The 26571-nt window shown below is 67.9% G+C and carries 22 protein-coding genes; 6 read left to right on the forward strand and 16 right to left on the reverse strand.

Annotated elements, in window-relative coordinates:
* Positions 1-125 precede the first annotated feature (125 nt).
* The 6 genes from FHW84_RS12060 to trpB all read right to left on the reverse strand — a co-directional run bounded on the left by FHW84_RS12060 (position 126) and on the right by trpB (position 9414).
* Positions 126-638, reverse strand: coding sequence for a hypothetical protein (locus FHW84_RS12060; RefSeq protein WP_167255768.1), 513 nt, complete (start codon positions 636-638; stop codon positions 126-128).
* A 168-nt stretch (positions 639-806) separates the two neighbouring features.
* Complete coding sequence (locus FHW84_RS12065; protein WP_208399757.1) at positions 807-3923, reverse strand: TonB-dependent receptor; 3117 nt, start codon at positions 3921-3923, stop codon at positions 807-809.
* A gap of 82 nt (positions 3924-4005) precedes the next feature.
* Positions 4006-4905 (reverse strand): TetR/AcrR family transcriptional regulator, encoded by a 900-nt coding sequence (locus FHW84_RS12070; protein ID WP_167255770.1) that lies wholly within the window; start codon positions 4903-4905, stop codon positions 4006-4008.
* A 1590-nt stretch (positions 4906-6495) separates the two neighbouring features.
* Positions 6496-7365 (reverse strand): acetyl-CoA carboxylase, carboxyltransferase subunit beta, encoded by an 870-nt coding sequence (gene accD / locus FHW84_RS12075; protein WP_167255772.1) that lies wholly within the window; start codon positions 7363-7365, stop codon positions 6496-6498.
* A gap of 46 nt (positions 7366-7411) precedes the next feature.
* Positions 7412-8212 carry a tryptophan synthase subunit alpha gene (trpA, locus tag FHW84_RS12080; RefSeq protein ID WP_167255774.1) on the reverse strand — a complete coding sequence of 267 codons (801 nt, stop codon included), beginning with the start codon at positions 8210-8212 and terminating at the stop codon, positions 7412-7414.
* On the reverse strand, positions 8209-9414 hold the full coding sequence (trpB, locus tag FHW84_RS12085; protein WP_167255776.1) for a tryptophan synthase subunit beta: 1206 nt from the start codon (positions 9412-9414) through the stop codon (positions 8209-8211). Before trpB ends, trpA begins: the two co-directional genes overlap by 4 nt.
* 127 nt (positions 9415-9541) lie before the next feature.
* On the opposite strand from trpB, the gene FHW84_RS12090 reads away from it, so the two are divergent.
* Positions 9542-10438: a LysR family transcriptional regulator gene (locus FHW84_RS12090; protein ID WP_167255778.1), complete on the forward strand. Its 897-nt coding sequence runs from the start codon at positions 9542-9544 to the stop codon at positions 10436-10438.
* Between the two features lie 149 nt (positions 10439-10587).
* Here FHW84_RS12090 and FHW84_RS12095 read toward each other — a convergent pair whose 3' ends face one another.
* From FHW84_RS12095 to prmB, 9 genes are all read right to left on the reverse strand, one after another.
* Positions 10588-11205: a phosphoribosylanthranilate isomerase gene (locus FHW84_RS12095; RefSeq protein WP_167255780.1), complete on the reverse strand. Its 618-nt coding sequence runs from the start codon at positions 11203-11205 to the stop codon at positions 10588-10590.
* On the reverse strand, positions 11202-11969 hold the full coding sequence (gene truA / locus FHW84_RS12100; RefSeq protein WP_167255782.1) for a tRNA pseudouridine(38-40) synthase TruA: 768 nt from the start codon (positions 11967-11969) through the stop codon (positions 11202-11204). The genes FHW84_RS12095 and truA overlap by 4 nt, the downstream gene beginning before the upstream one ends.
* A gap of 117 nt (positions 11970-12086) precedes the next feature.
* Positions 12087-14441, reverse strand: a complete 2355-nt coding sequence (locus tag FHW84_RS12105) for a FimV/HubP family polar landmark protein (RefSeq protein WP_167255784.1) — start codon at positions 14439-14441, stop codon at positions 12087-12089.
* Between the two features lie 183 nt (positions 14442-14624).
* Positions 14625-14921 carry a hypothetical protein gene (locus FHW84_RS12110; RefSeq protein WP_167255786.1) on the reverse strand — a complete coding sequence of 99 codons (297 nt, stop codon included), beginning with the start codon at positions 14919-14921 and terminating at the stop codon, positions 14625-14627.
* On the reverse strand, positions 14921-15949 hold the full coding sequence (locus tag FHW84_RS12115) for an aspartate-semialdehyde dehydrogenase (protein ID WP_167255788.1): 1029 nt from the start codon (positions 15947-15949) through the stop codon (positions 14921-14923). The genes FHW84_RS12110 and FHW84_RS12115 overlap by 1 nt, the downstream gene beginning before the upstream one ends.
* 144 nt (positions 15950-16093) lie before the next feature.
* On the reverse strand, positions 16094-17098 hold the full coding sequence (locus FHW84_RS12120; RefSeq protein WP_167255790.1) for a D-glycerate dehydrogenase: 1005 nt from the start codon (positions 17096-17098) through the stop codon (positions 16094-16096).
* 46 nt (positions 17099-17144) lie between these two features.
* A complete protein-coding gene (aroC, locus tag FHW84_RS12125; RefSeq protein WP_167255792.1) occupies positions 17145-18233 on the reverse strand; it encodes a chorismate synthase in 1089 nt (362 codons plus the stop codon).
* Positions 18234-18264: 31 nt separating this feature from the next.
* Complete coding sequence (locus FHW84_RS12130; protein ID WP_167255794.1) at positions 18265-18819, reverse strand: GNAT family N-acetyltransferase; 555 nt, start codon at positions 18817-18819, stop codon at positions 18265-18267.
* 3 nt (positions 18820-18822) lie between these two features.
* Positions 18823-19746, reverse strand: a complete 924-nt coding sequence (prmB, locus tag FHW84_RS12135; RefSeq protein WP_167255796.1) for a 50S ribosomal protein L3 N(5)-glutamine methyltransferase — start codon at positions 19744-19746, stop codon at positions 18823-18825.
* 174 nt (positions 19747-19920) lie between these two features.
* Here prmB and asd point away from each other — a divergent pair, with 174 nt between their 5' ends.
* Entirely contained in the window at positions 19921-20763 is an 843-nt protein-coding gene (gene asd / locus FHW84_RS12140) for an archaetidylserine decarboxylase (RefSeq protein WP_167255798.1), read from the forward strand.
* 137 nt (positions 20764-20900) lie between these two features.
* Positions 20901-21341 carry a hypothetical protein gene (locus tag FHW84_RS12145; protein ID WP_167255800.1) on the forward strand — a complete coding sequence of 147 codons (441 nt, stop codon included), beginning with the start codon at positions 20901-20903 and terminating at the stop codon, positions 21339-21341.
* Positions 21342-21452: 111 nt separating this feature from the next.
* Here FHW84_RS12145 and FHW84_RS12150 read toward each other — a convergent pair whose 3' ends face one another.
* A complete protein-coding gene (locus tag FHW84_RS12150) occupies positions 21453-22952 on the reverse strand; it encodes a transglycosylase SLT domain-containing protein (protein WP_167255802.1) in 1500 nt (499 codons plus the stop codon).
* 178 nt (positions 22953-23130) lie between these two features.
* On the opposite strand from FHW84_RS12150, the gene FHW84_RS12155 reads away from it, so the two are divergent.
* From FHW84_RS12155 to greB, 3 genes are read left to right on the forward strand one after another with little or no spacing between them, the layout of a single operon-like run.
* Positions 23131-24627 (forward strand): helicase HerA-like domain-containing protein, encoded by a 1497-nt coding sequence (locus tag FHW84_RS12155; RefSeq protein WP_167255804.1) that lies wholly within the window; start codon positions 23131-23133, stop codon positions 24625-24627.
* Between the two features lie 10 nt (positions 24628-24637).
* Positions 24638-25900, forward strand: a complete 1263-nt coding sequence (locus FHW84_RS12160) for a hypothetical protein (protein ID WP_167255806.1) — start codon at positions 24638-24640, stop codon at positions 25898-25900.
* The gene (gene greB, locus FHW84_RS12165) at positions 25897-26394 is read left to right on the forward strand and encodes a transcription elongation factor GreB (RefSeq protein ID WP_167255808.1); all 498 of its coding nucleotides are present in this window, start codon (positions 25897-25899) and stop codon (positions 26392-26394) included. Before FHW84_RS12160 ends, greB begins: the two co-directional genes overlap by 4 nt.
* The last annotated feature ends 177 nt before the right edge of the window (positions 26395-26571 follow it).

The following is a 26571-nucleotide window of genomic DNA, read 5'->3' on the forward strand; positions in this document are numbered from 1 at the left end:
GATCAAGGCTGCGCAAGAGGTCGCCCTCTTGCGCAGCGGTACGACGGAAAAAGCATCCCAGCTACGCCGTCCCTGGCGCGTCCCGGCCAGGCTCCTGCCAGCCGGAACGCCATGCCGCTCCTTGATTACGGATACACGATGCTCAGCGTGGCGCCGCCACCGGTGTTGACCACCGGCAGGCTGCTGCTGGTCACCGCGCAGGCGCCCGGATTGAGCTGGCCGTTGAAGGTGGCGACGCCGTTGCTCAGCGTGACCGGCACCGGGCCGGCGCCGCAGGTCACCGGGTTGCCGTTGATGCCCACCACCTTGACGTTCTGGGCCACGCCGCCGGTGGCGCTGGTGATGTTCAACGGCCAGTTGAAGTTGGTCGCCTGCAGGTTGTTGCAGTTCGCGTTGTTGCCGTTGGCCGGATCGGGGCTGAACACGGCATTGGTGACGACGCCCACGCCGCCGCTCACCACGATGGTGAAGACGGACTTGCACGGAATCCTGATCGCGCCGCCAAGCGCCGAGAGACTGGTGGAACCCGTGGCCGTGAACGTGCCGTCCGGAGTGAAATGCGAAGCGAAACTCGGCGCGGCGGCCAACATGCCAACGGCCAGCACACCACTTGCAGCGATGGATTTGACGAAGGTCATGCGATGACTCCTTTCAAGGTTAGGAGGTGCGATGAGCACCGGGCTGCACCGCGGCCGGAACGCAGGCCGCAGCGACTTGCGCCGGCAACGCACAGGGCATTGCCAGCGGAGGTGCAGGGACATCGCAGACGCGCCTGCGCTATCCCTGCATAAGAGCGGTGGAACCTCTCAGTTGAAGCCCATGCGAACGGAGATCCCGTAGATCCTGGGATCGAGAGTGAAGACGTTCGTGGTCAATCCGCTGTCGTCGCTATTGACGAAGGCGTCCGTAATCGGTGTGTCGTTGAACAGGTTCTTGACGTAGAGCTGCACGGTGAGATCGCTCTTCGCCGACTGCCAGGTCAGCGAGAGATTCGCGTTACCCCAGCCGCGCAGCTTGTCCGACACCGTGTTGTAGATGCGCGCATAGCTGGAGCTCTGGCGGTAGTAATCGCCGCGCAGGGTGAAGTCGCCGCTGGCGGTGAAGAAGGTGTACTGCGTACCCACGTTGCCGGTCCAATGCGGCGAGTTCGGCAGCTGCTTGCCGCCGAGATCGGCGTAGAAGCCCTTGCCGCCATTCGGCGCCTGCGTATTGGGATTGTAGAAATCGCCGCTGGCCAGCTGGATCGAGCCATCCGGCGCGACGAAGTTGCTGGTCGGGAACGGACCGCCGCAGAACGAGGCCAGGTCGTTGAAGGCAAGCACGTAGCCCGAGGTCTGCGCCCACTGCAGCAGCTTTTCCACCTCCGCTTTCGGCGCCACGCAATTGGAAGCCTGCTGCAGCCAGGGCTTGATCACCACGTAGTCCGGATTGCCCTGCGTGCGGTTCAGCACGTCGATCGAGCGGGATCCGTTGGCAAGCCGCGTATGCAGATAGCCGAGGTTGCCGTCGAAACGCAGTGCGCGCGTGGCCTGCCAGGCGCCTTCCAGCTCGAAGCCGAAGATCTTCGCGTCGAAGTTTTCGTTCAAGGTGGCGCGATCGACGATCTGCGAGACCTGGTAGTCCTTGTAGTCGTAGTAGAACGCGTCGGCGTTGAGCATCAGCTTGCCGCCGTCCATCATGTTCTTGGTGCCGATCTCGAACGCATTGACGTATTCGGGCTTGAACGTCGACGGGCCCGGATTGAAGTAGAGGTTCTTCGGATCGGCGCCGATGCCCGGCGAGTTGGTGCCGCCGGCCTTGTAGCCGCGCGACAGCGAGGCATACACCAGGGTTTCGTCGGTGAAGGACAGCTTCGGCTTCCAGTCCAGCACCAGGCGCCCGGTCGGCTTGCGCCAGCGCTGATTGATGTCCGGCAGGTGCGGATACCCGTAATTGACATAGCCGCCCCCGGCGAAACCGGGCATCAGCAGCAGCTGGCTCGGCACCGGCGTGCTGATCTTCTTGTCGTCGGTATAGCGCAGGCCGGCCGTCAGCTTTACCGTGTCGGAGAGCTGGTAATACAGCTCGCCGAACAGCGCCTTGGACTTGGTCTCGCCGATATTCTGGCTGCGGAAATAGTTATGGCCCTGGCCGTTGATGCTGCCGATCGGGTTCGGGTCGATATACACGCAGGAGTTGTTGTACTGGTCCAGGTAGTTCGGCGTGCAGTCGATCGGCGTGCGGCCGAAATAGCCCTGGTTGAAGAATTCCTGCGCGGTGGCGGTGAACACGTTGTTGAAGACGAAATAGTCTTCGTCGATCTTGTAGTCCAGGTAATTGGCGCCGACGCTGAAATTGAAGCGCCCGTCGAACGAGGACTGCAGGCGGAATTCCTGCGACCACTGCTTGCTGTGCGAGCGCACCAGGTCGACCGCCAGATAACCCTTGGACGGGCCGAGCTGCGGATCGGTGTACACGCCGCCCGGCGTGATCGGATAGGCGGGGCCGCCGAAATTGCCCGTGACCGGATCGGGGAACGGATTCAGCAGGCCGTTCGAATCGTTGAAGATCGGGTTGGACTGGAAGCGCCCGTAGTCCTGCGTCGAGTAATAGAAATCGCGCGAATAAGCCGTCTGCGAGATCAGCTTCAGGTCCTCGCTGGGCTTGAACTCCAGGTTGATCTGGACCACGTCGTTCTTGGCCTTGAAACGCGGGTCGTAGCTGGTGGCGATGGTGCGCAGATTGGTCGACTGCTGCACGCCGGCGAAGGGATCGCCCGGCTTGACCAGCGACGGCGTCTCGAGAAAGTCCGGCGTGATGCCCAGCGGCAGGCTGGTGCGCGCGAACAGCAGCTGCGACAGGCTGGCGCCGTTGGGCACGCCGAACGCGCCCTTGCCGTAGAGCGAGCCGGGCTGGCAGCCCTGGCTGAATTGCGGCTGGTTGAATTCGGGCACGGCGGTGTCGCCGATCTGGGTCGGACCCGGATCGTTGTGGCAGAGCTGCTTGCCGGTGCGCGATCGGTCGTCGTTCTCGTTGAAGTGCTCCCATACCAGGCTGGCGCTGAACTTGTCGCTGGGCTTCCACAGCAGGCCCATGCGGCCGCTCCACAGGTCGCGGCCGTTGACGTCCTTGTTGGTCACGGTGTTGTTGTCGTAGCCGCTGCGCTTGGTCCAGGCGCCCGCCAGGCGGTAGGCCAGGGTGTCGCCGATCGGCACGTTGACCATGCCGCTGAAGCGGCGGCTGTCGTAGTTGCCGGTTTCGGCCTTGAACCAGGAATCGAAGCCATCCAGCGACGGCAGGTTCGGAATCATGTTGACCACGCCGCCGGTGGCGTTGCGGCCATACAGGGTGCCCTGCGGGCCGCGCAGCACCTCGATGCGGTTGACGTCGAAGTATTCCTGCTCGAACAGGCGATTGCGGATCAGCGGCGTGCTGTTGAAGCTCACCGCCACGCCGGGGTCGGTGGTGACCGACAGCGCCTTGGTGCCGACGCCGCGGATCGAGAAGTTGTAGCTGGCGAAGTTGGATTTGGAGAACGTCACGTTCGGCGTGGCGCGCAGCAGTTCGGCGCCGCCTTCGATCTTGTGGTCGTCCAGCGATTGCGCGTCGAACACCGACAGTGCGATCGGCACGTCGATCGGGCGCTCCTCGCGCTTCTGCGCGGTCACCGTCACTTCGCCGAGCTGGACGACCTTGTCGGCATCCGCCTTGCTGCCTTGCCTGGCGCGGGATTTCTTGTTGTCGGGAGCGGCCTGGGCCTGCGGGTCCGCCGGTGGCGCGGCATTGCTGGCCGCGGGCGCCGGCTTGGCGTCGTTCGGTGCCGCGGCATCGCGGCCGTTGTCGGCGGCGTGCGCGCGCGCCTGGATGGCGAGACAGGACAGAATCGCCAGCATGAGCACGCGTGGCTTGACCGACGTATGCGGCCGATATGGCTTGTGTTGCATTACTCCCCTCCCAATGAAGAGTCGCTAGGCGCGACACCTGTATCCCCGGCCCGAAGGCCCTTCCCCTGGAACGACTGCAGCACTACGCAAACCACTGGACGCGGCGCGCCGGCGGATCGGCCGCCGCGTCGGCTTCGCCGAAAGCGGCAGCCGCTACAGGCGCCCTCTCGCCGCCCATCGCCGGGCCCATCACTTCGTCCGCGGCGCGAAAAGGATCGCGACCACCGGCCCGTGCGCCCCGATGCGCTGCCGCCGGTATCTCGGGCTCCACCACTTCCGCGGTGGCCACCACCTGGCCCACCACCTGCTCGACCTGGCTGTCGCGCTTGGGATCGCGGAAAGGCGTGACCAGGATCGGCGTGACGAACACCAGCAGGCGCGTGATCACCAGCGATTCGCTGACCGGCTCGCCCATGCAGATGGCGCAGGCCAGCTCGGCCAGGTTCGCTCCCGCCATGACGCCGGCCAGTGCCTTCAGGCCGAAGCGCAGGCGCGTGCCCAGTTCGCGCGGCGGCAGTCCCGGCAGCGCGCGCTTGAAGGCCTTGAAAAAGCGCGCCGAAATCGACCGGTGGCTTTCTTTCAGATAACCGCGGATGACCGGCGAGGAATCGCCATAGGCGCGCAACAGCAGCTGTATCCGCGTGCGCTCCTCGATGCTGTCCTGGCGCATGCGCAATACCGGGATAATCAAGGCGCCAAGCACGGCCTGTGCGGCAATCGCGCTATTGCCATTAGGTTGTTCGCATGCCGCGAGCAAATACAGGCGCTCCTGATTCAAGCGATTCAGACAGGAAATCATCAATTCGCGCATCAAGGCTTCCTTGCTGCCGAAGTAGTAACTGACCAGGGCCGGATTCGCCTGCGCGAGTCCCGCGATCATGCGCAGCGACGTCGCCTCATAGCCGTGCTCGACGTACAGCGTCTCGGCTGCACGCAACAGGCGATATCTGGCGCCCTGCTCATCGTTGAGCTGATTCGACATCGGTTGCCGGTCCCCGCTGATCCTCCGGCCGTCCCCTCTTGCCCCTCCGGCAAGTGGAACGTCGGATTCAAGTCTCCATTTGAACGCTTGGTTTCATACGAGCGTTCGCAAGATTGACTCGCGTAGGGGTAAAAGCAAGTTGCAACGCAAGGACTGGTATCCGGCGCATTTGAAAGGCGCATGCGTCGGGTAAAAAGCCTTTAAATCAGCGCTTGAAGCGTTTCCTACGACGTCAGCTTCACGAAGGCGAGGAAACGGCGGGAAGGGGTATTTTCTGCGGCGCAGCATTTGGTGATCCGATTAAAACTCTTGGTTAATTTCATTAGCTGATCCGGGTATAAAAGATTTTCACGTGGTTATCACGGCAGTCGGGACTTGGGGTTAATTGCTTTTGAAAAAGCTGTCGGGCTTTCTCGGCCCTCAGCACATCGCTCCGACCGGCCCCTCACCCCGGCCCTCTCCCCGGAGGGGAGAGGGGGATGACGGGCGGGGCGACAATCAAGCGAAGAGCTCGCGGCGCAGCCGCGGCGTTCCGCTGTTGCTCTTGATCTACCGGGTCCCCTTGGCGCCGGCGGTGAGGGCTGGACGAAAAGGCCCCCGCAGGGGGGCGGGGACACGATGTCCCCGCCTTTTTGATCAGGGCATGGATGCCCTGTCAAAAAGCCCGGCCAGCCCTCACGGACCCTCAGCAGCTTTAGCTGCTGAGGGCGCCAAGCAGGGTGCCCTTTCTTCTTGGTTACTTCTTCTTTGGGCACGCAAAGAAGAAGTAACTCGGGCCGCGGCAGCGGCACGAAACACTCGCCAAAGGCGAGACAACCAAGCGCAACGCGACAACCAGGCGATACCGCCACTGGATCCCGGCCTACGCCGGGATGACGAATAACGGGATGCGCACCCTTCGTTGCGCAGAACTTCGGCAAAGCGTGCCAACCCACTGTTGCCCAAGGCCCCCCTCGCGCTTATCCACAAGCTCCCCCAACCCACCTCCACAAAACCTGTGGAAAACCCCATCACACGACGACGGCCTGGCCAAAACTCTCGCAGCCCGTCCACGCACCAACCCCATCAAGCACTTGAAGGTGTTTTCCACAGGCTCGCCCGCAGAGCATCCACAACGACTGTGGAAAACCTGCGCTCAACACGCGTGATCGCCGCCGCGGCGTTGGAGTTCGCTGCGCTCACTCCAACCTACGCCGGTGGGCGGAGACGCGAAGCAAACACGCGGCAGCGTGACCAAAAACTTCGCAGCGCGTGCGCATATCAACACCATCAGACACTTGAGTGTGTTGTCCACAAGCTCACCCGCAGAACATCCACAGCCACTGTGGACAACCTCGCGACACCCCCACGCCGCCGCGCGCGAAAACGCATGTTTTCAGCCATTTCGCAAGCGTTTTCTGCATGCCGCGGCGTCACGCGCATGACCAAAACTTTCGCAGCGCGTGCGCATCGCAACACCGTCAGTGACTTGCAGTGCTTTTCCACAGGCTTACCCGCAAACCATCCACACCGCCTGTGGAAAACATCCGCGCACGCGCAAAAAAAATGCCGCCTCGCGGCGGCATTTCTCTTGAATCGCGGCAGCGGCGATCACGCGGCGCGCGGCGCCCTGGTGAGGATGCCCAGCACGTCGGCGAGCTTGTCGCGCATCTCGCGGCGGTCGACGATCATGTCGATGGCGCCGTGCTCCAGCAGGAACTCCGAGCGCTGGAAGCCTTCCGGCAGCGTCTCGCGCACGGTCTGCTCGATCACGCGCGGGCCGGCGAAGCCGATCAGCGCCTTCGGCTCGGCCACGTTGATGTCGCCGAGCATGCCGAGGCTGGCGGACACGCCGCCGGTGGTGGGGTGCGTGAGCACGCTGATGTAGGGCACGCCGGCATCGCGCAGGCGCGCCAGCGCGGCCGAGGTCTTGGCCATCTGCATCAGCGAGAACAGCGACTCCTGCATGCGCGCGCCGCCGGTGGCGGAGAAGCACACCAGGGCGCTGCGCTCGGCCAGCGCGCGTTCGGCGGCGCGGGCGAACTTCTCGCCCACCACCGAACCCATCGAGCCGCCCATGTAGCTGAACTCGAAGGCCACCGCCATCAGCGGGCGGCCCTTGAGCGCACCGCTCATGGCCAGCAGCGCGTCCTTCTCGCCGGTGGATTTCTGCGCGGCCACAATGCGGTCGCGGTACTTCTTGGAATCGCGGAACTTCAGCGGGTCGGTGGGCTCGAGGTTCGACCACAGCTCCTGCGTGGAGCCTTCGTCCAGCAAGGCCTGCAGGCGCACGCGCGCCTCGATCGCGTGGTGATGGCCGCACTTGGGGCAGACCATCAGGTTGCGTTCCAGCTCCGGGCGGTACAGCACGGTGCCGCACCCGCCGCACTTCTCCCACACGCCCTCGGGGACCTTGCCCTTGCCGGCGTTGGAACTCTGCGTGCGCGCACGCGGGGTCATGATTTTCTGCAGCCAGTTCATCGCTACACCTCAAACGTTCCTGACCGAAACGATCAGGAAGATCGTTTCAGTGTGCGTCCAGCGCCGTGCGGATCGGTTGCAGGAAAGCCCTGGCGCGGTCGGCGATGTCGTCCGCCCGCTCGGCCCCCGCCAGCCGTTCGACCAGCGCGCTGCCGATGACCACGGCATCGGCGAATCCGGCGATGGCCTTGGCGCTCTGCGCATCGCGCACGCCGAAGCCCACTGCCACCGGCGCCTTGGCGCTGGCCCGGATCCCGGCCACGCGGGCCGCGATGTCCGAGGTACTCAAGCGCCCCGCGCCGGTGATGCCGGCAAACGACACATAGTACAGGAAACCCTCCGCGGACCCGCACAGCCGCGCCATACGCGCGGGTGCGGTGGTGGGGGCCGCCAGCAGGATCTGCCTCAGCCCGGCGGCCTTCAGCGGGGCCAGCACGGCCGATTCCTCCAGCGGGCAATCGACCAGCAGCACGCCATCCACGCCGGCCTCGACGGCTTCGACGGCGAAGCGCTCGTAGCCGTGGATCTCCACCGGATTGAGGTACCCCATCAGCACCACCGGCGTGTCGGCGTCGCGCTGGCGGAAGGCACGGACCCAGCCGAGCACGCCGGCCAGGCCCACGCCCTTGGCGATGGCGCGCTCGCTGGCGTGCTGGATCACCGGGCCGTCGGCCATCGGGTCGGAAAACGGCACGCCCAGCTCGATCACGTCGGCGCCGGCCTCGACCAGCGCGTGCATCAACGCCACCGTGTGTTCCGGCGCGGGATCGCCGGCGGTGACGAAGGGAATCAGGCCGGTGCGGCCGGCGCGCTTGAGCGCTTCGAAACGGCGGTCGATGCGGTTCATACCTGCACTCCTTCACGGGCGGCGATGGTGTGCACGTCCTTGTCGCCGCGGCCGGACAGGTTGCACAGCACGAGCTGGTCCCTGGGCATGCCGCGGGCGAGCTTGATCGCCTGCGCCACGGCATGGCTGGATTCGAGCGCGGCGAGGATGCCCTCGGTGCGCGCCAGCAGATGGAACGCTTCGAGCGCCTCGTCGTCGGTGACGCCGACGTATTCGGCGCGGCCGGCGTCCTTCAGGAAGGCATGCTCGGGGCCGACGCCGGGGTAATCGAGGCCGGCGGAGACCGAATGCGTCTCGGTGATCTGGCCGTTGTCGTCGCACAGCACGTAGGTGCGGTTGCCATGCAGCACGCCGGGACGCCCGGCCGCCAACGAGGCGGCGTGATGTCCGGTGGCGATCCCCTCGCCCGCCGCTTCCGCACCGACGATGCGCACGCCGGCATCGTTGAGGAACGCATGGAACAGGCCGATCGCATTGGAGCCGCCGCCGACGCAGGCGGTGATCGCATCCGGCAGGCGGCCGTATTGCGCGAGCATCTGCTCGCGCGCCTCGCGCCCGACGATGGCGTTGAAGTCGCGCACCATCATCGGATACGGATGCGGGCCGGCCACGGTGCCGATGATGTAGAAGGTGTCGGCCACATTGGTGACCCAGTCGCGCATGGCTTCGTTGAGCGCGTCCTTCAGCGTCTTCGAACCGGAAGTCACCGGCACCACTTCGGCGCCGAGCAGCTTCATGCGGTAGACGTTGATCTTCTGCCGCTCGATATCCACCGCGCCCATGTACACCACGCACTTCAGGCCGAAGCGCGCGGCCACCGTGGCCGAGGCCACGCCGTGCTGGCCGGCGCCGGTCTCGGCGATCACGCGCGGCTTGCCCATGCGCTTGGCCACCAGGGCCTGGCCGATGGTGTTGTTGATCTTGTGCGCGCCGGTGTGGTTGAGGTCCTCGCGCTTGAGCAGGATCTGCGCGCCGCCGACGTGCCGGGACAGGCCTTCGGCGTGATAGATCGGGCTGGGGCGGCCGACGTAGTACTTCAGGTCGCGATCGAGCTCGGCGAGGAATGCCGGGTCTTCGCGCAGGCGCAGGTAGGCCTCGGTCAGCTCGGCGATCGGCGCCATCAGGGTTTCGGCGACGTACTGGCCGCCGAAGTCGCCGAAGCGGCCGTGCTCGTCGGGCCAGCGGTGGAAGTCCTGGGACATGTGCGGTTTCCTCTAGCGGCAGGGACGCCGCGAAAAACCTTTCCGCGGGCGCCAGGCCGATAAATTAACGCACGGCCCGGCTTCGCGAAAAGCGATAAGATCGCCGGAACCTGTCAGCAAAACTCACATGTCAGCCGTCCGCGACCTGCCCCCGCTGAATGCCTTGCGCGCCTTCGAGGCCACCGCCCGCCTGGGCAGCGCCAGTCGCGCCGCGGAGGAACTGCACGTCACCCATGGCGCGATCAGCCGCCACCTGCGCGCGCTGGAAGAAGCGCTGGGCCAGCCGCTGTTCGCGCGCCAGGGCCGCGGCCTGGCGCTGACCGCGGCAGGCGAGCAGTTGCGCGACGGCGCGCGCGATGCGTTCGAACAGTTGCGCGATACCTGGGCCCGCGTGGCGCGCGGCCAGGCGGACGCGCCGTTCGTGCTGGGCTGTCCCGGCAGCCTGCTGGCGCGCTGGATGATTCCGCGGCTGGAACGGCTGCGGCAGGACTTGCCGAGCTTGAAGCTGCACCTCTCCGCGCAGGAAGCGCCGCTCGATGCGTCGCTGGCCGGCATCGATGCCGCGCTGCTGCTGGCGGAGCCGCCATGGCCGGGCGACTGGCGCGTGCATGAGCTGGCGCCGGAGCGGATCGGGCCAGTGCTTAGTCCGCGCTATCCGGGAGCGTCGAAGCTGCAGCAACGGTCACCGCAGGGGCTGTTGAGCGAGGCGCTGCTGCATACCGCTTCGCGGCCGCAGGCGTGGCCGCAGTGGGCGGCGCTGGCGGGGCTGCAGCCGGCACAGCTGAGCTATGGGCAGGGCTTCGATCATCTGTATTACCTGCTCGAAGCGGCGGTCGCGGGATTGGGCGTGGCGATCGCACCGGTGCAGCTGGTGGCGGACGATCTGGCGAGCGGGCGGTTGTTGGCGCCGTGGGGGTTTGTCACCACGCCGGCGCATTGGATTCTTGCCGTGCCGCGAAGGGCTTCGGGGCCGCAGGCGGATGCGCTTGCCGGTTGGCTGCGTGGTGCGCTGAGCGACGATTGAGCGGCGCTTTTTTGCTCGTCATTCCGGCGCAGGCCGGAATCCAGTGACGACAGCGTTTGCTCAAGGCGAAGCGATGGGCGCTCTGACGGTGAGGCGTTCACCGAACGCTACCGTTACTGGATTCCGGCCTGCGCCGGAATGACGAGCTTTTAGCCGGCCTGGCGCACTGCCTCGATGAAGGCGTACATCTTCGCTGCATCCTTGATGCCGGGCGCGGACTCGATCCCGCTCGACACATCCACCGCCCACGGCTGCGCCACGCGAACGGCGTGCGCGACATTCTCGGCGGTCAATCCGCCAGCAAGGATCAGCGGCTGCTCGAGATCGGTCGGCATCAACGACCAGTCGAAGGCCTTGCCGCCGCCGCCCGCTTCGCCCAGCCCATGCCCATCCAGCAACAACCCCGCCGCGCCGGGATACTCGCGCAGCCGCGGCAAAGCCGCAGCACCCTCGCCCATCGCGATGGCCTTCAGATAACGATGGCCGAACTGCGCGCACCAGTCGTCGCTTTCATCGCCATGGAACTGCAGCAGATCGGGCTGCACCTCGCGCAGCACTTCGCGCACATGGGCGGCATCGTCATCCATGAACAGCGCGACGGTGCTGACGAACGGCGGCAGCGCGGCGCAGATGTCCCTGGCGCGCGCGATATCCACCCGGCGCTTGCTGCGCGCGGTGAAGATCACCCCGATCGCATCGGCGCCGTATTGCGCGGCCATCCGCGCATCTTCCACGCGCGTCATGCCGCAGCACTTGATGCGGGTCATTGGCTCACCTCCGGCGGCAGGCCCCAGTGCGCTTCGTAGCGAGGCCCGAGGAAGGTCAGGCCTGAGGACGGCGCAGTCGGCCCAGCCACTTCGCGATTGCGCCCGGCCAGCAGTTCGCCGACCCAGGCCGCCGGCTGCTCGCCGCGCCCCACCGGCAGCAGCGAGCCGACGATATTGCGCACCATGTGATGCAGGAACGCGTTCGCTTCGATCTCCACCAGCACCTGTTCCTGCTCGCGCCGCACGCTCACCGCCAGCACTTCGCGCCGCGCATGCGCCGCTTGGCAGGACACCGCGCGGAAGGCGGTGAAATCGTGCTCGCCGATCAGCGCCTGCGCCGCCTCGTGCATGCGCGCGGCATCCAGCGGCTGGCGCTCCCAGGTCACGTAGCGCCCATCCAGCGCCGCGCGCACGGGGCGGTTGAGGATGCGGTAGCGATAGCGGCGGCTGCGTGCGGAAAAACGCGCGTGGAAATCTTCCGGCACCGGCTGCGCCCACAGCACCGCCACGCTGCGCGGCAGGTTGGCGCAGGCGCCGAGCACCCATCCGCGCGGATCGCGCTGCACCTCGGTGTCGAAGTGCACCACCTGGCAGCGGCCGTGCACGCCGGCGTCGGTGCGGCCGGCGCAGGTCACCTCGACCGGATGCGCGGCCACGAACGACAGGGCTTTCTCCAGCGCGCCCTGCACGGTGGCCCCATGGGTCAGCCGCTGCCAGCCGAGGAAGTCGGTGCCGTCGTATTCGATGCCCAGGGCGATGCGCATGTGGAGCCAGGCGAAGCTGCAAGGCCGACGAGGTTAGCATCCCGCGCCTGTGGCAAGCCCCAAAAACATCGGGCCGGCATATAGCCGGCCCGATAAGAAAACACCTGCAGCGAGAACTCAGCGGATGCCGTCGAGCAGCTTCTGCGCCACGTCCTTCTGCATCTGGGTGCCTTCGTGCAGCACTTCTTCCAGCATGGCGCGCGCGCCGTCCGGGTCGCCCATGTCGAGGTAGGCGCGGGCCAGGTCCAGCTTGGTGTCGACCGGGTCGTCGTTGAAGCCGCCTTCGTGCGCATCGCCGGCGTGGGCGAAATCGTCTTCCACCGGGCTGTGCGCCGGCGCGGCCGGAATCTCGTCTTCCAGGTCGGCGAACTGCCAGGTGGACACCGGCTCGCGTTCCGGCGCGGCGACCGGCTCCGGCTCGGCGGCTACCGGCGCGGCGTTGGCCAGCGGGCGCGGGGTCAGGTCGAAGTCGAAGTGGTACTCGCTGACCTTGGGGTTCTTCGGGGGCAGCGGAGCGGCCGGGATCGGCGGGATGTCATCGTGCTGGGTCTCGGCATAGCGGTCCAGGTCGAACTGGTGCAGCGCCTCGTGCTCGTCCTCGTTCTGCGGCGGCAGCGGCGGCGGGTTGCCGCCCGAGAACAGCGGATGGCCGGGGACCAGGTCCTCGCCCATCGACACCACGTCCAGCCATTCCGGCTGGTCGGGGCTGGAGATGTGCGCGTGCATCGCTTCGGCGGCCGCTTCGAAGTGCTCCACGTCGCGGCGGCTGTAGTACAGGCTGACCAGTTCCAGGTGCAGGCCGACGTCGTCCGGATGTTCGGCGAGCTGGTCGAGCAGTTCGTCCTGGTCCGGATCGGAGCCGCCGATGGTCGGTTCGGCGCCGAAGCGGTCGGCCAGCGACGAAGCGGAGCGCGGCGCCGGAGCATCGCCCGACTTCTTGCGGCGGCCCAGCAGCGCGCCCAGGAGCAGCAGCACCACGGCGCCGGCGCCGGTGGCGAGCGCCCAGGTCTGCATGTACCAGGGCTCTTCCTCGGCCGGCGCGGGCGGCGCCACCGGGGCGGGCTTCGGCGCCGGCTTGTTCTCCGGCTTGGCCGGCGTGCTGGCCACCGGGGCGGTGGCGGCGGCGCTGCCGGTGGAAGCCGGGGCGGAGCTGGTGCCGGCCGGGGTCACGGCCAGCGTATCGGTGGGCTTGGGTGCGCTGGCGGCGGGCGCGGGCCTGGGCGCCTCGACGGCGGGCTTGGGCGCTTCGGCGACGGCGGGCTTCGCTTCGGCCGGCTTGGCCTCGGCGGCGGCCGCCGGCGCGCCCTTGCGGGCTTCGGCCAGCTTGCGCTGCAGGTCGGCGATCTCGTTGTCCTTCAGCGCCAGCAGCTTGGTGTTCTTCTGGTTGATGTCTTCCAGGTCTTTCAGGCGCGACTTCAGCTCGTTGCCCTGCTGTTCCAGGGTGGCCAGCGCCTCCTTGCTGCGCAGCAGGTCTTCGCGCAGGCCGGCCGCGGCCTTGGCGTCCTTGCCGTCGCCCTTGGCGCTGCCGCCGGCGGCGCCCTGCGCGCCGTCCTTCGCGGGCACCAGGGAGAGACGGTCGGACGGTTCGCCCTTGCCGGCGGTCGGCGCGGTGGAAGCGGCCGGGCGCGTGCCGGCATCGGCCACGCTGGTGGCGGTGCGCGCGGCGCCCGAGCTCCAGTCGCCGTTCTGGCGGCGCACTTCGGCGGCGGCCGCGGCCACCGCCATGGCCTGCGCGTCCTGCGCGGAAGGCACGCGCAGCACGGCGCCGGTCTTCAGCGCATTGATGTTGTCGCGGTAGAACGCATCCGGGTTGGCCTGCTTGAGAGCCAGCAGCATCTGGTTGATGTCCACGCCCTGCGGCGCGGTGTCCTTGGCGATGGACGACAGCGTCTGGCCGCGCTCGACCGGACCGTATTCGCCGTTCTTCAGCGCCGGCGCGGCGGCCGGCGCCGGCTTGGCGGGCGCGGGCTTGGCGGCAGCCTGCTGCTCGTCGGCGGCGGGTGCCGGCGCGGCATGGCGCGCGGGCTTGCTGGAGGACGAAGCGACGGCGGGCGCGCGGGTGGCGGGCGCGGCGCCGGGGCTGCTCGGCGGGTCGAGCAGGATGGCGAATTCGCGCACGCTCTTGCCGGTGGCGCTGCTCACTTCGACCAGCAGGTCGAGGTAGGGATCGTTCACCGGCGCGGCGCTGGTGATGCGGATCACCTTGCGGCCGTTGCCGCCGTCGATCACCGCGAACTGCAGCGGGATGTTCGGCGCGCCGCTGATGCCGGCCTTGGCGAATTCCTCGCCGGAGGCGAGCTTGGCGGACAGGTTCTGCAGCTCGGAAGGATGTTCCGGGTTCAGCGGAATCTCGGCCAGCAAGGGCTGGCCCAAGGCCGACTTGACCTGGATCTGGCCCAGTTCGAGCGCGGCGGCCTGGGTGCTGCCTAAGGCCAGCGCCAGCAGCACCGACAGTCTCAACGAACGATTCATCGCGTGTTCCCCCGAACTGCCCCGTGACGTTTCTTATATAAGGATCGCCGCACTTGGGCGGCGATTCCGTCGACAAGACGACACTTTAAGTTAGAAAAAGGCCCACAAACAATAGTTGCGGCCGATATTTACAACGCATTGCTGCGAGAGGTTCTCGCAGCGGTCCCGCTTATTGGGTCTTGCTCAATGGCCCGGGCCGGGAGCGGCCTTGGTGCTTTTCAGTGCTTCCAGCTGCTGGCGCAGCTCCGCGATGGCGCGGTCCTGCTGCTCCATCCTGCGGTCGGCCTGCTCGCTCTGGGCCTCCTGCGAGGCGACGTCGTGCTGCAGGCGCTGCACTTCGGCGTTCTTGCTGGCGACGCGGTGCTCGGCCTCGGCCTTCGGTGCGGGAGCGGGGGCCGCGGCCCCCGCCTGCTGACCGGCCCAGGCCGGCATCGCCAGGCATGCGGCGCAGAGCGCCAGGCTGGTCAGGCGGGTTTGCATCAGAGATGTTCCTCGATCAGCAGTTCGGCGATCTGCACCGCGTTCAGCGCCGCGCCCTTGCGGATGTTGTCCGAGACGATCCACAGGTCCAGGCCGCGCTCGTGAGAAATATCTTCGCGGATACGGCCGACGAAGACCGGATCCTTACCCGCGACGTCGCCCACCGGGGTGGGATAGCCGCCGGCCTTGCGCTCGTCCTGCACCACCACGCCCTCGGCTTTTTCCAGCAGCGCGCGGGCCTGTTCGGCGGTGATCTTGTCGCGGGTCTCGATGTGCACGGCCTCGGAATGCCCGTAGAACACCGGCACGCGCACCGCGGTGGGATTCACCTGGATGGTGTCGTCTTCCAGGATCTTGCGGGTCTCCCAGACCATTTTCATTTCTTCCTTGGTGTAGCCGTTAGCCTGGAAGTCGTCGATGTGCGGGATCACGTTGAAGGCGATCTGCTTGGGAAACTTCGACTTTTCCACGTCCTGGAAATTGAGCAGCGCCGCGGTCTGCCGGCCCAGTTCCTCCATGCCCGAGCGGCCCGCGCCGGACACCGACTGGTAGGTGGCCACGTTGATGCGGGTGATGCCGGCCTGGCGGTGGATCGGCGCCAGCGCCACCAGCATGCCCATGGTCGAGCAGTTCGGATTGGCGATGATGCCGCGCTTGGTGTACTGCGCGATGGCGTGCGGATTCACTTCGCTCACCACCAGCGGGATGTCGTCCTGGTAGCGGAACTCCGAGGTGTTGTCGATCACCACCGCTCCGGCCGCCGCCGCGCGGGGCGCGTGCTCGCGGCTGACCGAGCCGCCGGCGGAGAAGAAGGCGATGTCCACGCCGGCGAAGTCGTAGTCGGCAAGATTGCGCACGGTGACCGATTTGCCGGCGAAGTCCACTTTGCCGCCCGCCGAACGCTCGCTGGCCAGCGGGACCAGCTCGCCGACCGGGAATTTGCGCTCCGCCAGGATAGCCAGCAGGGCTTCGCCCACGGCGCCCGTCGCGCCGACCATCGCCACCTTGTAGCTGCTCTTCTTGCTCATGTTCCAGGTTTCAGTAGAGGGACTCGGAGATCCGTCCGAACGGGGCCGACATCCGCATCAACGGAAATCTAGCCGGGGTTGAGGGCAAAACAATACGCGATCTGCCTGGGCGTGAATGGCATCACGCTTTGAAACAGCCGCTTTTTAGGACCAACGTTTCATCACTTCAGGATTGAGCGGCGCCGGCGGACGTCCGGCGCGCGGTCCGTGGCCCAGCGCGGCCAGCACATTATCGGCGGCCAGGGCGGCCATGGCGCGGCGCGTATCCGCGCTGGCGCTGGCGATATGCGGGCTGAGCAGGACATTCTCGAGACGCAGCAGGTCCGCATGCAGCGCCGGCTCGCCCTCGAACACGTCCAGCCCCGCGGCCGCCAGCCGCCCCTCGCGCAGCGCGGCGGCCAGCGCCGCGTCGTCCACGATGCCGCCGCGGGCCACGTTCACCAGCACCGCGGTGGGTTTCATCAGCGCGAGTTCCGCCGCGCCGACGGCGTGGTGGCTTTCGCGCGAATACGGCAGCACCAGGATCAGGTGATCGGCGCGGCGCAGCAGTTCGGCCTTGTCGACCAGGCTGGCGCGGCATTCGCGCTCCACCGGCTCGGGCAGACGCGAGCGGTTGTGATAGAGCACGTGCATGTCGAAGCCGGCCGCGCGGCGCGCGATGGCCTGGCCGATGCGGCCCATGCCCAGGATGCCCAGCGTCTTGCCGTGCACGTCGACGCCCAGCCAGTCGTCGAAGCGCATGCCGCCCTGCCACTGCCCCGCGCGCAGCCAGCGTTCGGCGGCGCCGACGCGGCGCGCGGCTCCCAGCATCAGCGCCCAGGCGTAGTCGGCCACGGTCTCGTTGAGCACGTCGGGGGTGTTGCAGGCGAGGATGCCGGCGCGGGTCAGCGCCGGCACGTCGAGGTTGTTGTAGCCCACCGCCAGGTTGGCGATCACGCGCAGGCGCTGGTTGCCTTCCACCACCGCCGCGCCCACCGGGTCGGCCAGGCCGATGATGGCCCCATCCACGCCGGACAGGTGCTCGCGCAGCGCTTCCGGCGCATGCCGGCGCTCGATCGCCTCGGCCTGCACGTCGACGTATTCGGACAGCCGCGCCAGCACTTCCGGAAACAAGGGGCGCGACACCCACACTTTCTGTCTTGCGCTCATGTACTCACATCAGTCTTGCCGCGCCGGCGGTGCACGCAAAGCGCGCTCACGCCAGGCGCGGACTCACCTCGCCCACGTCGCCGCACTGGGCGCGATGGCGCAAGGCGTGGTCCATCAGCACCAGGGCCATCATGGCCTCGGCGATCGGCGTGGCGCGGATGCCCACGCAGGGATCGTGGCGGCCCTTGGTGACCACCTCGACCGGTTCGCCTGCCAGGTTCACGCTGTGGCCGGGAATCAGAATGCTCGACGTCGGTTTCAGCGCGATCGAAGCGGTCACCGCCTGCCCCGTGCTGATGCCGCCGAGGATGCCGCCGGCATGGTTCGAGGCGAAACCGGCGGGGCTCATTTCGTCGCGATGCTCGCTGCCGCGCTGGGCCACCGCGGCGAAGCCGTCGCCGATCTCCACGCCCTTCACCGCATTGATCGACATCATGGCGGCGGCGAGGTCGCCGTCGAGCTTGCCGTAGATCGGCTCGCCCCAGCCCGGCGGCACGCCCTCGGCCACCACGTTGACGCGCGCGCCGACGGAGTCGCCGGACTTGCGCAGCGCGTCCATGGTCTTCTCAAGTTCGGGCACCTGCGCCGCGTGCGGCCAGAAGAACGGGTTCTGCTCCACCGCGTCCCAGTCGAAACCCTGCGGCGCGATGCCGCCCAGTTGCGCGAGATAGCCGCGCACGCGCACGCCGTAGCGCTCGGCCAGCCATTTCTTGGCGATCACCGCGGCGGCCACGCGCATGGTGGTTTCGCGCGCGGACGAGCGCCCGCCGCCGCGCGGATCGCGGATGCCGTACTTCTGCCAGTAGCTGTAGTCGGCGTGGCCGGGGCGGAAGGTGCTGACGATGTCGCCGTAGTCCTTGCTGCGCTGGTCGGTATTGCGGATCAGCAGCGCGATCGGCGTGCCGGTGGTGCGGCCTTCGTAGACGCCGGAGAGGATCTCCACGTCGTCCGCTTCGCGCCGCTGCGAGGTGTGGCGGCTCTTGCCGGTGGCGCGCCGGTCGAGGTCGGCGCGGAATTCGCTCTCTTCGATCGGCAGCCCCGGCGGGCAGCCGTCGATCACGCAGCCGATGGCCGGGCCATGGCTCTCGCCGAACGTGGTGACGGTGAAGATCTTGCCGAAGGAATTGCTGGACACGGGGCTTTTCCTGGGGGCTAACCGGCCAAGCTTAGCGTGTACGGGCCGCCGGGTCTGCGCCGGCGCGCCATTCGCGCGCCAGCAGGGCGAACACCAGGTCGTCCGCCCATTCGCCGCGCAGCCAGTAGCTTTCGCGGAAATGCGCTTCCTGGCGCATGCCCAGCGAGCACAGCAGCGCCACGCTGGCGGTGTTGCGCGGATCGACCGAAGCGGTGGCGCGGTTGGCGCCGCGGGCGAAGGCCCAGTCCAGGGCGGCGCGCAGCGCTTCGGCGGCATAGCCCCTGCCCTGATAGGGCGGTGCGATGGTGATGCCGAGTTCCACGCCGCCTTTCTCATCTGCGGCCAGGCCCAGGCCGAGGTCGCCGATCAGCTCGCCGCTGTCGCGCAGGCGGATGGCGCGCTGCCACCAGTGGCCCGGCGCGGGTTCGGCGGCCAACGCCTCGATCCATTCCGCCGCCTCATCCAGCGAGGCGGGCTGCCAGCCCTGGTAGCGCGCGACCTCGGGGTCGCCGCGATAGGCATACAGCGCCGCGGCGTCGCCAGAGGCCAAGGCATCCAGGCGCAGGCGCGGCGTCAGCAGGTCCACGGCTCAGCCGTGGCGGGCGCGCGCCGCGGCGCGGATGGCGTCGGCGTGCTCGACCAGGTCGCGGCGCTCCAGCGCGAACACGCCCATGGCGCCGACCTTGAACTCGATCCACACGAACGGGACTTCCGGCAGCAGCTCCACCAGCGCGTGCTCGCTCTCGCCCACTTCGACGATCAGCAGGCCGTCCTCGCTCAGGTATCCGGCCGCTTCGTCCAGCATGCGCAGGCACAGGTCCAGGCCGTCTTCGCCGGAGGTCAGGCCGAGCTTGGGCTCGTGGCTGTACTCGCCCGGCAGCGCGGCGTATTCGGCTTCGGTGACATAGGGCGGGTTGGACACGATCAGGTCGTAGACGCGGCCCTTCACGCCGTTGAACAGGTCGGACTTCACCGCCTCGACGCGCCCTTCCACGTGCTGGAACACGATGTTCTCGCGCGCCAGCGACAGCGCGTCGTCGCTGACGTCGACGATGTCGACCCGCCAGTCCGGGTTGTACTCGGCCATGGCGATGCCGATGCAGCCGGAGCCGGTGCACAGGTCGAGCGCGCGCTCGACGTGGCGGTGCTCCAGCCACGGCTGGAAGCCGGATTCGATCAGCTCGGCGATCGGCGAGCGCGGCACCAGGGCGCGGCGGTCGCTCTTGAACTTCAGCCCGGCGAACCAGGTTTCGCCGACCAGGTAGGCCACCGGCAGGCGCTCGTTGATGCGGCGCTCGATCAGCGCCAGCACGCGCTCGCGCTCTTCGCCGGTGAGCTTGCCGGCGCCGTAGGCCGGCGGGATGTCCGGCGGCAGGTGCAGGCTGGCCAGCACCAGGTGGGTGGCCTCGTCGATCGGGTTGTCGTGGCTGTGGCCGAAAGTCAGCCCGGCGGCCGAGAAGCGGCTGGCGCCGTAGCGGATGAAATCGATGATGGAGGCGAGTTCGGCGGTCACGGCGGCCAGGGTCTGCGGCTGGAGGATCGCGAAGTATAGCGGGCCGGGGAACGGGGAACGGGGAACGGGGAACGGGGAACGGGGAACGGCAAGAGCATCGCAGCCACGGCGTTCATATCAACCCACCTGTTCCCCATTCCCTGTTCCCCGTTCCCTACCCGATATACTGGCCGAATGACTTTCAAAGTGCTCCTGCAATACCTCCTGCCCCACCGCGCGCTGTCGCGGGTGGTCTACTGGGCCACGCGCTGGACCTTCGTGCCGTGGAAGAACTTCCTGATCGGGCAGATCGTGCGCCGCTATCAGGTGGACATGGCCCAGGCCGCCCAGCCCGATCCGTTCGCCTACCAGCACTTCAATGCCTTCTTCACCCGCAAGCTGCGGCCGGACGCGCGCCGCGCCGATGCCGACCCGCAGGCTCTGCTCAGCCCCGCCGACGGGCGCATCAGCCAGTCCGGCCGCATCGTGGACGGGCGCATCTTCCAGGCCAAGGGCCAGGAATACACCTCCGCCGAACTGCTGGGCGACGAGGCCGCTGCCGCGCCGTACCGCAACGGCCGCTTCGCCACCATCTATCTGTCGCCGCGCGACTACCACCGCGTGCACATGCCGCTGGCCGGCACGCTGAAGGAAACCGTGCACGTGCCGGGGCGCATCTTCAGCGTGGCGCCGTTCGCGGTGGAGGCGATCCCGCGCCTGTTCGCGCGCAACGAGCGCCTGGTCTGCCACTTCGAGAGCGAGCGCGGCCCGTTCGTCGCCGTGATGGTGGGAGCGATCCTGGTGTCGTCCGTGGCCACCGTGTGGGACGGCCTGGTGATTCCGCCGTACGCGCCGGCGATCCGCCGCAAGTCCTTCGCCGGGCAGAACATTTCGCTGGAGCGCTTCGCCGAGATGGCGCGCTTCAACATGGGCTCGACGGTGATCCTGCTGCTGCCCGACGGCATGGCGGAATTCGACGAGCTGCAGCCGCAGCAAGTGGTGCAAGTGGGCCAGCGTCTCGGTCGCTGTACGAACTGACGCACAGATCCGAGTGACGCTTTTCGTCGTTTTGTGACTTTTTTGGCGCAAGGCGAAGCGAGGCGTCGCTATCCTCACCCGTATTCGCCGCAGCGCGCAGCCGCGCCGCATCCCGAATCCGCGACCGGAGGAACCGCATGCGCATCGTCAGCCAGATCATCGCCCTGAGCCGCAGCCGGCAGCTGGGTCGTCAGTTCCGCGAGATCGAGCGCATCGTCGACAGCCTGCCACGCCGCACGCGCGTCCAGCTCGGCACGCTGACTCTCCGCGAGATCGGCCAGGCCTCGCGCAGCGAGTTCCCGCATCTCTATGGCACCTCGCCGGAACAGCGCTATCTGCCCTGGGGCGAGGGTACCGACGTCGGCTATGCGCGCGCGCGGTCGGACAATGCCGAAGTCGCCATCCGCGGCGTGGCGCTGTGGCTGGCGGTGGCCTACCACGAGACCAAGGATTCCCCGCACCTCAAGCTGCAGCTGCAGCACCGCCATCTGCTGAAGGTGCTGCATGGCTTGAAGGAAGCCCACCGCAACGGCACCGAGGCGGCGCCGACCCGCGGCAACAGCCTCGCCGCGGCGTAAGCAACGCTGGCGTAGGTTGGGGTGAGCCGCAGGCGAACCCCAACATCGAGCGCCACGCATCGTTGGGGTTCGCCTGCGGCTCACCCCAACCTACGTCCCATTACGTCCGGCTCAGCGGCACGCGGGCAGTTTGAGCGTCTGCCCCGGCTTGATGTGCTGCTGCCTGATGCCGTTGAGCTGGGCCACTTCCTGCACGTCCGAGCAGCCGAGCTTGCGCACGATGCCGGCCAGGGTGTCGCCGCGCTTCACCGTATAGCTGCGCGACTTCGACGGCGCGGAACGCGAAGGCGTCGGATCCGGCGTCGAGGCCACCACCGGCACCACCGCGGTATGCAGGTCGTTGGCCAGGATCGGCCAGGGGCCATCGGCGCAGCGCGCCGCATAGGACGGCTCGATCAGCTTCGGCACCACCAGCTTGGTGCCCTGCGGCAGCGCCGCCTGCGGATCGACGCGCGGATTGAGATTGCGCAAGGTGCGGAACCAGCCGCTCTCCATGCCGCCGGCCGAACCCAGGCACACCGTGAGCTCGCTCAGCGAGGCCGGCCGCTTCAGCACCACGCTGCCCGGCACGCCGTCCACCTTGGGGAAGCGCAGGTTGTAGCTGTCCGGATGCAGGAACAGCCACGCGGCCGCCAGCACCGCCGGCACGTAGTCGCGGGTTTCCTGCGACAACTGGTTGTAGATGCGCGGGTCGTAGAAGCTCACCGAAGTGTCGTCGCCGACCAGACGGCGCATGCGGCCCTCGCCGCCGTTGTAGGCGGCCAGCGTCACTTCCAGGTTGTTGTTGAAGATGCCGAGCTGCTCGTCCAGGTATTCGGCGTTGGCGCGCGCGGCCAGCGCCGGATCGAAGCGCTCGTCGAAGCCGCCGTCGCTGCTGAGGCCGAAGCGCAGGCCGGTGGCGTACATGAACTGCAGCGGGCCCGCCGCGCCGGAGCGCGACACCGCATGCACCTTGCCGCCGGACTCCTTGGCCATGATGCCGAACAGCACCGCCTCGGGCAGGTCGCGGCTCTGGTAGGCCGGCCACATCTGGTAGCGCATGTACTGATAATTGACGTAGGCGTCCATCAGGTTGGAGCGCCACTGGGTCAGCCACATCTCCAGCGCCGCCTTCACCGGGCCGTTCATGGCGATCAGCTCCGACAGCTTCTGGCCGTGCAGCAGGGTCACGCTGCGCTGCGCCTGCGGCAGGCTGGCGGCGCCGGTCTTGCCGGTGCCGGCGCTGCCCTCGGGCGTCTGCTCGCCGCTGACCTCCACGTCGTCGCCGAGCGAGAAGCTGCCGTCCTTCAGGCGCAGCAGGCGGTCGTACACGGCGAAGAAGCGCTGCGGATCGCAGCCCGGGCTGCTGCCGCACTGCGCCGAAGCGCGCTTGAGCTGCTCCAGCGAGGTGGACAGCGTCTGCTGCGAAGCCTGCGCGTCGCCGGCGCGCGCCTGCTGCAGCGCCGTGTCGTAGCCCTTGCTGGCCTGGTCCAGCTGCGCGTACAGCGCGTTCACCTGGGCCGAGGGCGCCGCCGCCTTGGTGCCGCCGCCGCTCGCGCAGGCGCTCAGCGCGGCCAGCGCCGCGAACAGGGGAAGCAGGCGCAGGGAGCGCGCGGAAGCGGTTGACGGCATGGGGAAAGTCGCGTGTCGAAAGCGACGACAATAGCTTGAGAGCGGGGAACGGGGAACAGGGAGCGGGGAACATGCGGGTCGATATGAAGGATGGGGCTGCGACGCTCCTGCCGTTCCCCGTTCCCCGTTCCCCGTTCCCTGCTCCTACAATCGCCGCGCCCCTACCGGACGGACCCTCATGACTGACATCCTCATCGGCCGCAACGACAGCGCCACCGTCAACCTCGACCCGCATTACGGCAACCGGCACGGCATGATCGCCGGCGCCACCGGCACCGGCAAATCGGTCTCGCTGATGGTGCTGGCCGAAGGCTTCTCGCGCCTGGGCGTGCCCTGCTTCCTGGCCGATGCCAAGGGCGACCTCGCGGGCCTGGCGATGGCCGCCGGCGAGCCGGGCGACAAGCTCAAAGCGCGCCTGGCCAAGCTCGACCTGAAGGACTGGAAGCCGCAGGCCAATCCGGTGATCTTCTGGGACATCTACGGCAAGCTCGGCCACCCCGTGCGCGCCACCATCAGCGAGATGGGCCCCACCCTGCTCGGCCGCATCCTGGAATTGAACGACACCCAGGAAGGCGTGCTCGAAGTCGTTTTCAAAGTGGCCGACGACAACGGCTGGCTGCTGCTGGACCTGGCCGACCTGCGCGCCCTGCTCGGCTTCGCCGCCGAACACGCCAAGGACATCTCCACCCAGTACGGCCTGATCAGCACGCAGAGCATCGCCGCGATCCAGCGCGCGGTGCTGAAGCTGGAACAGGACGGCGCCGACCAGTTCTTCGGCGAGCCGGCGCTGGAGCTGGCCGACCTGATGCGCCAGGACATGAGCGGCCGCGGCGTGATCAACGTGCTGGCGGCCGACCAGCTGATCCTCAAACCCCGCCTGTATTCCACCTTCCTGCTGTGGCTGCTGTCGGAGCTGTTCGAGCAGCTGCCGGAAGTGGGCGACCTGGAGCAGCCGAAGATGGTGTTCTTCTTCGACGAGGCGCACCTGCTGTTCGACGACGCCCCGGCCGCGCTGCTGCAGCGCGTGGAACAGGTGGTGCGGCTGATCCGCTCCAAGGGCGTGGGCGTGTATTTCTGCTCGCAGAATCCGGACGACGTGCCCGGCAATATCCTCGGCCAGCTCGGCAACCGCGTGCAGCACGCGCTGCGCGCGTTCACGCCGCGCGACCAGAAAGCGGTGAAGGCCGCGGCCGAAACCTTCGCGCCGAATCCGAAGCTCGACGTCACCGACGCCATCACCAAGCTCGCCGTCGGCGAGGCCCTGGCCTCCACTCTGCGCGACGGCGGCGTGCCCTCGCCGGTGGAACAGGTGCTGGTGGCCTCGCCCACCGCGCGCATCGGCGCGATCACCGAGGCCGAGCGCGCCACGGTGCGCCAGCGTTCGCCGGTGGGCGCCAAGTACGACACCGCGGTGAACCGCGAATCGGCGGCCGAGATGCTGGCGGCGCGCGCGGGCGAGAAAGTCGCTTCCGCCACCCCGGCCGGCAAGGGCGCGCCCGCCGCGGCCGAAGGCCCCGGCTGGGGCGACGCGGTGCGCGACGTGCTGCTGGGCAACGGCCGCCGCCAGGGCGTGATCGAGGCGATGGCCAAGTCGGCCACGCGCAGCATCGGCTCGCGCCTGGGCACGCAGATCGTGCGCGGCGTGCTGGGCAGCATCTTCGGCGGCAAGCGCTGAGCGCGGCACCATGCCGAAGATCCCCACGGTCGCCGCCGACAAACCCTTTGCCGAACGCCTGCCCGCGGCGTTCGCCTATCCCTTGCGCGGTGCCGCGCTGGCCAGTTGCGCGGCGATGGCGCTGGCGCACCTCGTCGTCGGTCTGCTGCCGGCGCTGCTCGGCGGCATCTGCACCCTGGCGATATGGGCGGCCACATGGCGCTACGCCGCGGACTGCATGCTGCACACCGCCAACGGTTTCGCCGACCCACCGGACGTCAGCCTGGGCGGCAATGAATCCTCCGGCTGGGCGCTGACTGCAATCCACCTGTTCCTGGCCGCGCTGTGCATACTCGCGGCGGTGTTCTTTCCGCGTGCGCTGTGGCCGATCCTGCTGGTATCGGTGCTGATTCTGCCGGCGATCGACATGACGCTGGCATTCGAGGGCAACCTCGCCGACGCGCTCAATCCGCTGCAGATGCTGCGCGTGATCGGCGGCTTCGGCCTGGCCTACCTGATTCCCGTGACGATCAACCTTATCGTGGCGGGGCTGATCGTGCTGGCCGGAGCGGCCACCGGTGTGCTGCCGCGGCTGGTCGCGCAGCCGCTGTATGCGTTCGCCTACACCTATCTGATCGTGCTCGGCTTCCATCTGATGGGCGCGATGATCCACGAGCGCCACGAGCAGTTCGGCATGGCGCCCGAGGCCGAGCGCCTGGTCGCCGCGAGCGGCCAGGACGAGGACAGCCGCCTGCTCGCCGCCGTGCAGCAGCGCGCCGCGGAACAACCGCGGGCCGCCATCGACATGCTGGTGGGCCGCCTGCAGGACCGCAGCGCGCCGGCCTCGCTGCACCTGGCCTATCGCCAGCTGCTGCGCCAGGAAGGCCTGCGCGAGGCCTTGCTGGTGCACGGGCAGATCTGGACCGCCGCCCTGCTCGCCAATAACGAAGGCAAGCGCGCGCTGGGACTGGTGCAGGAATGCATGGAGATCGATCCGGCCTTCCTGCCCGACGACCCGGCCACCGCCGGCCCACTGGCCGAACTGGCCGCACGCATGGGCATGAGCCGGCTCGCGGTGAAGCTGTGCAAAGGCTATCTTTCCAAGTGGCCGCGCACGCCCGAAGCGCCGCGCATCGGCCTGCTCGCCGCGCAGCAGCTCGGCCTGCGGCTGGACCAGCCCGCCGAAGCGCTGGTGCTGCTGCGCAAGCTCGCCGCCGCATTTCCGGACCACCCGGTGCACGCGGAACTGCTCGCCCTGGAACGACAACTGCTGGATACCCCTCAAGCCCGATGAGCCGCTGGCGCCCACCTTCCCCTTCCTCGACCGCGATCATCACCCGCGAAGGCTTCGAGAAGCTCAAAGCCGAACTGGACCACCTCTGGCACACGCTGCGGCCGGAAGTGGTGAAGGCGCTCGCGGCCGCCGCGGCCGAAGGCGACCGTTCGGAGAATGCCGAATACACCTATCGCAAGAAGCAGCTCGGCGAGATCGATCGCCGCGTGCGTTACCTGAGCAAGCGGATTCCCGCGCTGAAGGTGGCGGAAGGCGCACCGGCGGATCGCGCCGTGGTGTTCTTCGGCGCACGCATCGAGCTGGAGAATGTGGACAGCGGGGAGACGGTGATCTATCGCATCGTCGGCCCCGACGAGACCGACGCGAAAGCCGGCTGGATCAGCATCGATTCGCCGATGGCGCGGGCGGCGCTGAAGAAGCGCGTGGACGACGAATTCGACGCGGAGCTGCCGGGCGGGCGTACGCGGTTTGCGATTGTGTCGGTGGGGTACTGATACGCCCTACCGAGCCGGCGCGACATACATCGAAGCCGTCATCCCGGCGCAGGCCGGGATCCAGTAACGACACCGCTCGGTCGTCGGCACAACGCTGAAAACAGCTGTTTGACGTAGCGACCACGACCCAACGTGGTCGCCACTGGATCCCGGCCTGCGCCGGGATGACGATCAAAA

The organism is Dyella sp. SG562, assembly GCF_011759495.1.
In the GTDB taxonomy this organism is placed as follows: Bacteria; Pseudomonadota; Gammaproteobacteria; order Xanthomonadales; family Rhodanobacteraceae; genus Dyella_D; species Dyella_D marensis.

What these genes read in the sequence shown, in the direction of transcription:
- FHW84_RS12060 (WP_167255768.1), bottom strand. Translation starts at nt 638, where the DNA reads ATGACCTTCGTCAAATCCATCGCTGCAAGTGGTGTGCTGGCCGTTGGC.
- FHW84_RS12065 (WP_208399757.1), bottom strand. Translation starts at nt 3,923, where the DNA reads ATGCAACACAAGCCATATCGGCCGCATACGTCGGTCAAGCCACGCGTG.
- FHW84_RS12070 (WP_167255770.1), bottom strand. Translation starts at nt 4,905, where the DNA reads ATGTCGAATCAGCTCAACGATGAGCAGGGCGCCAGATATCGCCTGTTG.
- accD (WP_167255772.1), bottom strand. Translation starts at nt 7,365, where the DNA reads ATGAACTGGCTGCAGAAAATCATGACCCCGCGTGCGCGCACGCAGAGT.
- trpA (WP_167255774.1), bottom strand. Translation starts at nt 8,212, where the DNA reads ATGAACCGCATCGACCGCCGTTTCGAAGCGCTCAAGCGCGCCGGCCGC.
- trpB (WP_167255776.1), bottom strand. Translation starts at nt 9,414, where the DNA reads ATGTCCCAGGACTTCCACCGCTGGCCCGACGAGCACGGCCGCTTCGGC.
- FHW84_RS12090 (WP_167255778.1), top strand. Translation starts at nt 9,542, where the DNA reads ATGTCAGCCGTCCGCGACCTGCCCCCGCTGAATGCCTTGCGCGCCTTC.
- FHW84_RS12095 (WP_167255780.1), bottom strand. Translation starts at nt 11,205, where the DNA reads ATGACCCGCATCAAGTGCTGCGGCATGACGCGCGTGGAAGATGCGCGG.
- truA (WP_167255782.1), bottom strand. Translation starts at nt 11,969, where the DNA reads ATGCGCATCGCCCTGGGCATCGAATACGACGGCACCGACTTCCTCGGC.
- FHW84_RS12105 (WP_167255784.1), bottom strand. Translation starts at nt 14,441, where the DNA reads ATGAATCGTTCGTTGAGACTGTCGGTGCTGCTGGCGCTGGCCTTAGGC.
- FHW84_RS12110 (WP_167255786.1), bottom strand. Translation starts at nt 14,921, where the DNA reads ATGCAAACCCGCCTGACCAGCCTGGCGCTCTGCGCCGCATGCCTGGCG.
- FHW84_RS12115 (WP_167255788.1), bottom strand. Translation starts at nt 15,949, where the DNA reads ATGAGCAAGAAGAGCAGCTACAAGGTGGCGATGGTCGGCGCGACGGGC.
- FHW84_RS12120 (WP_167255790.1), bottom strand. Translation starts at nt 17,098, where the DNA reads ATGAGCGCAAGACAGAAAGTGTGGGTGTCGCGCCCCTTGTTTCCGGAA.
- asd (WP_167255798.1), top strand. Translation starts at nt 19,921, where the DNA reads ATGACTTTCAAAGTGCTCCTGCAATACCTCCTGCCCCACCGCGCGCTG.
- FHW84_RS12145 (WP_167255800.1), top strand. Translation starts at nt 20,901, where the DNA reads ATGCGCATCGTCAGCCAGATCATCGCCCTGAGCCGCAGCCGGCAGCTG.
- FHW84_RS12150 (WP_167255802.1), bottom strand. Translation starts at nt 22,952, where the DNA reads ATGCCGTCAACCGCTTCCGCGCGCTCCCTGCGCCTGCTTCCCCTGTTC.
- FHW84_RS12155 (WP_167255804.1), top strand. Translation starts at nt 23,131, where the DNA reads ATGACTGACATCCTCATCGGCCGCAACGACAGCGCCACCGTCAACCTC.
- FHW84_RS12160 (WP_167255806.1), top strand. Translation starts at nt 24,638, where the DNA reads ATGCCGAAGATCCCCACGGTCGCCGCCGACAAACCCTTTGCCGAACGC.
- greB (WP_167255808.1), top strand. Translation starts at nt 25,897, where the DNA reads ATGAGCCGCTGGCGCCCACCTTCCCCTTCCTCGACCGCGATCATCACC.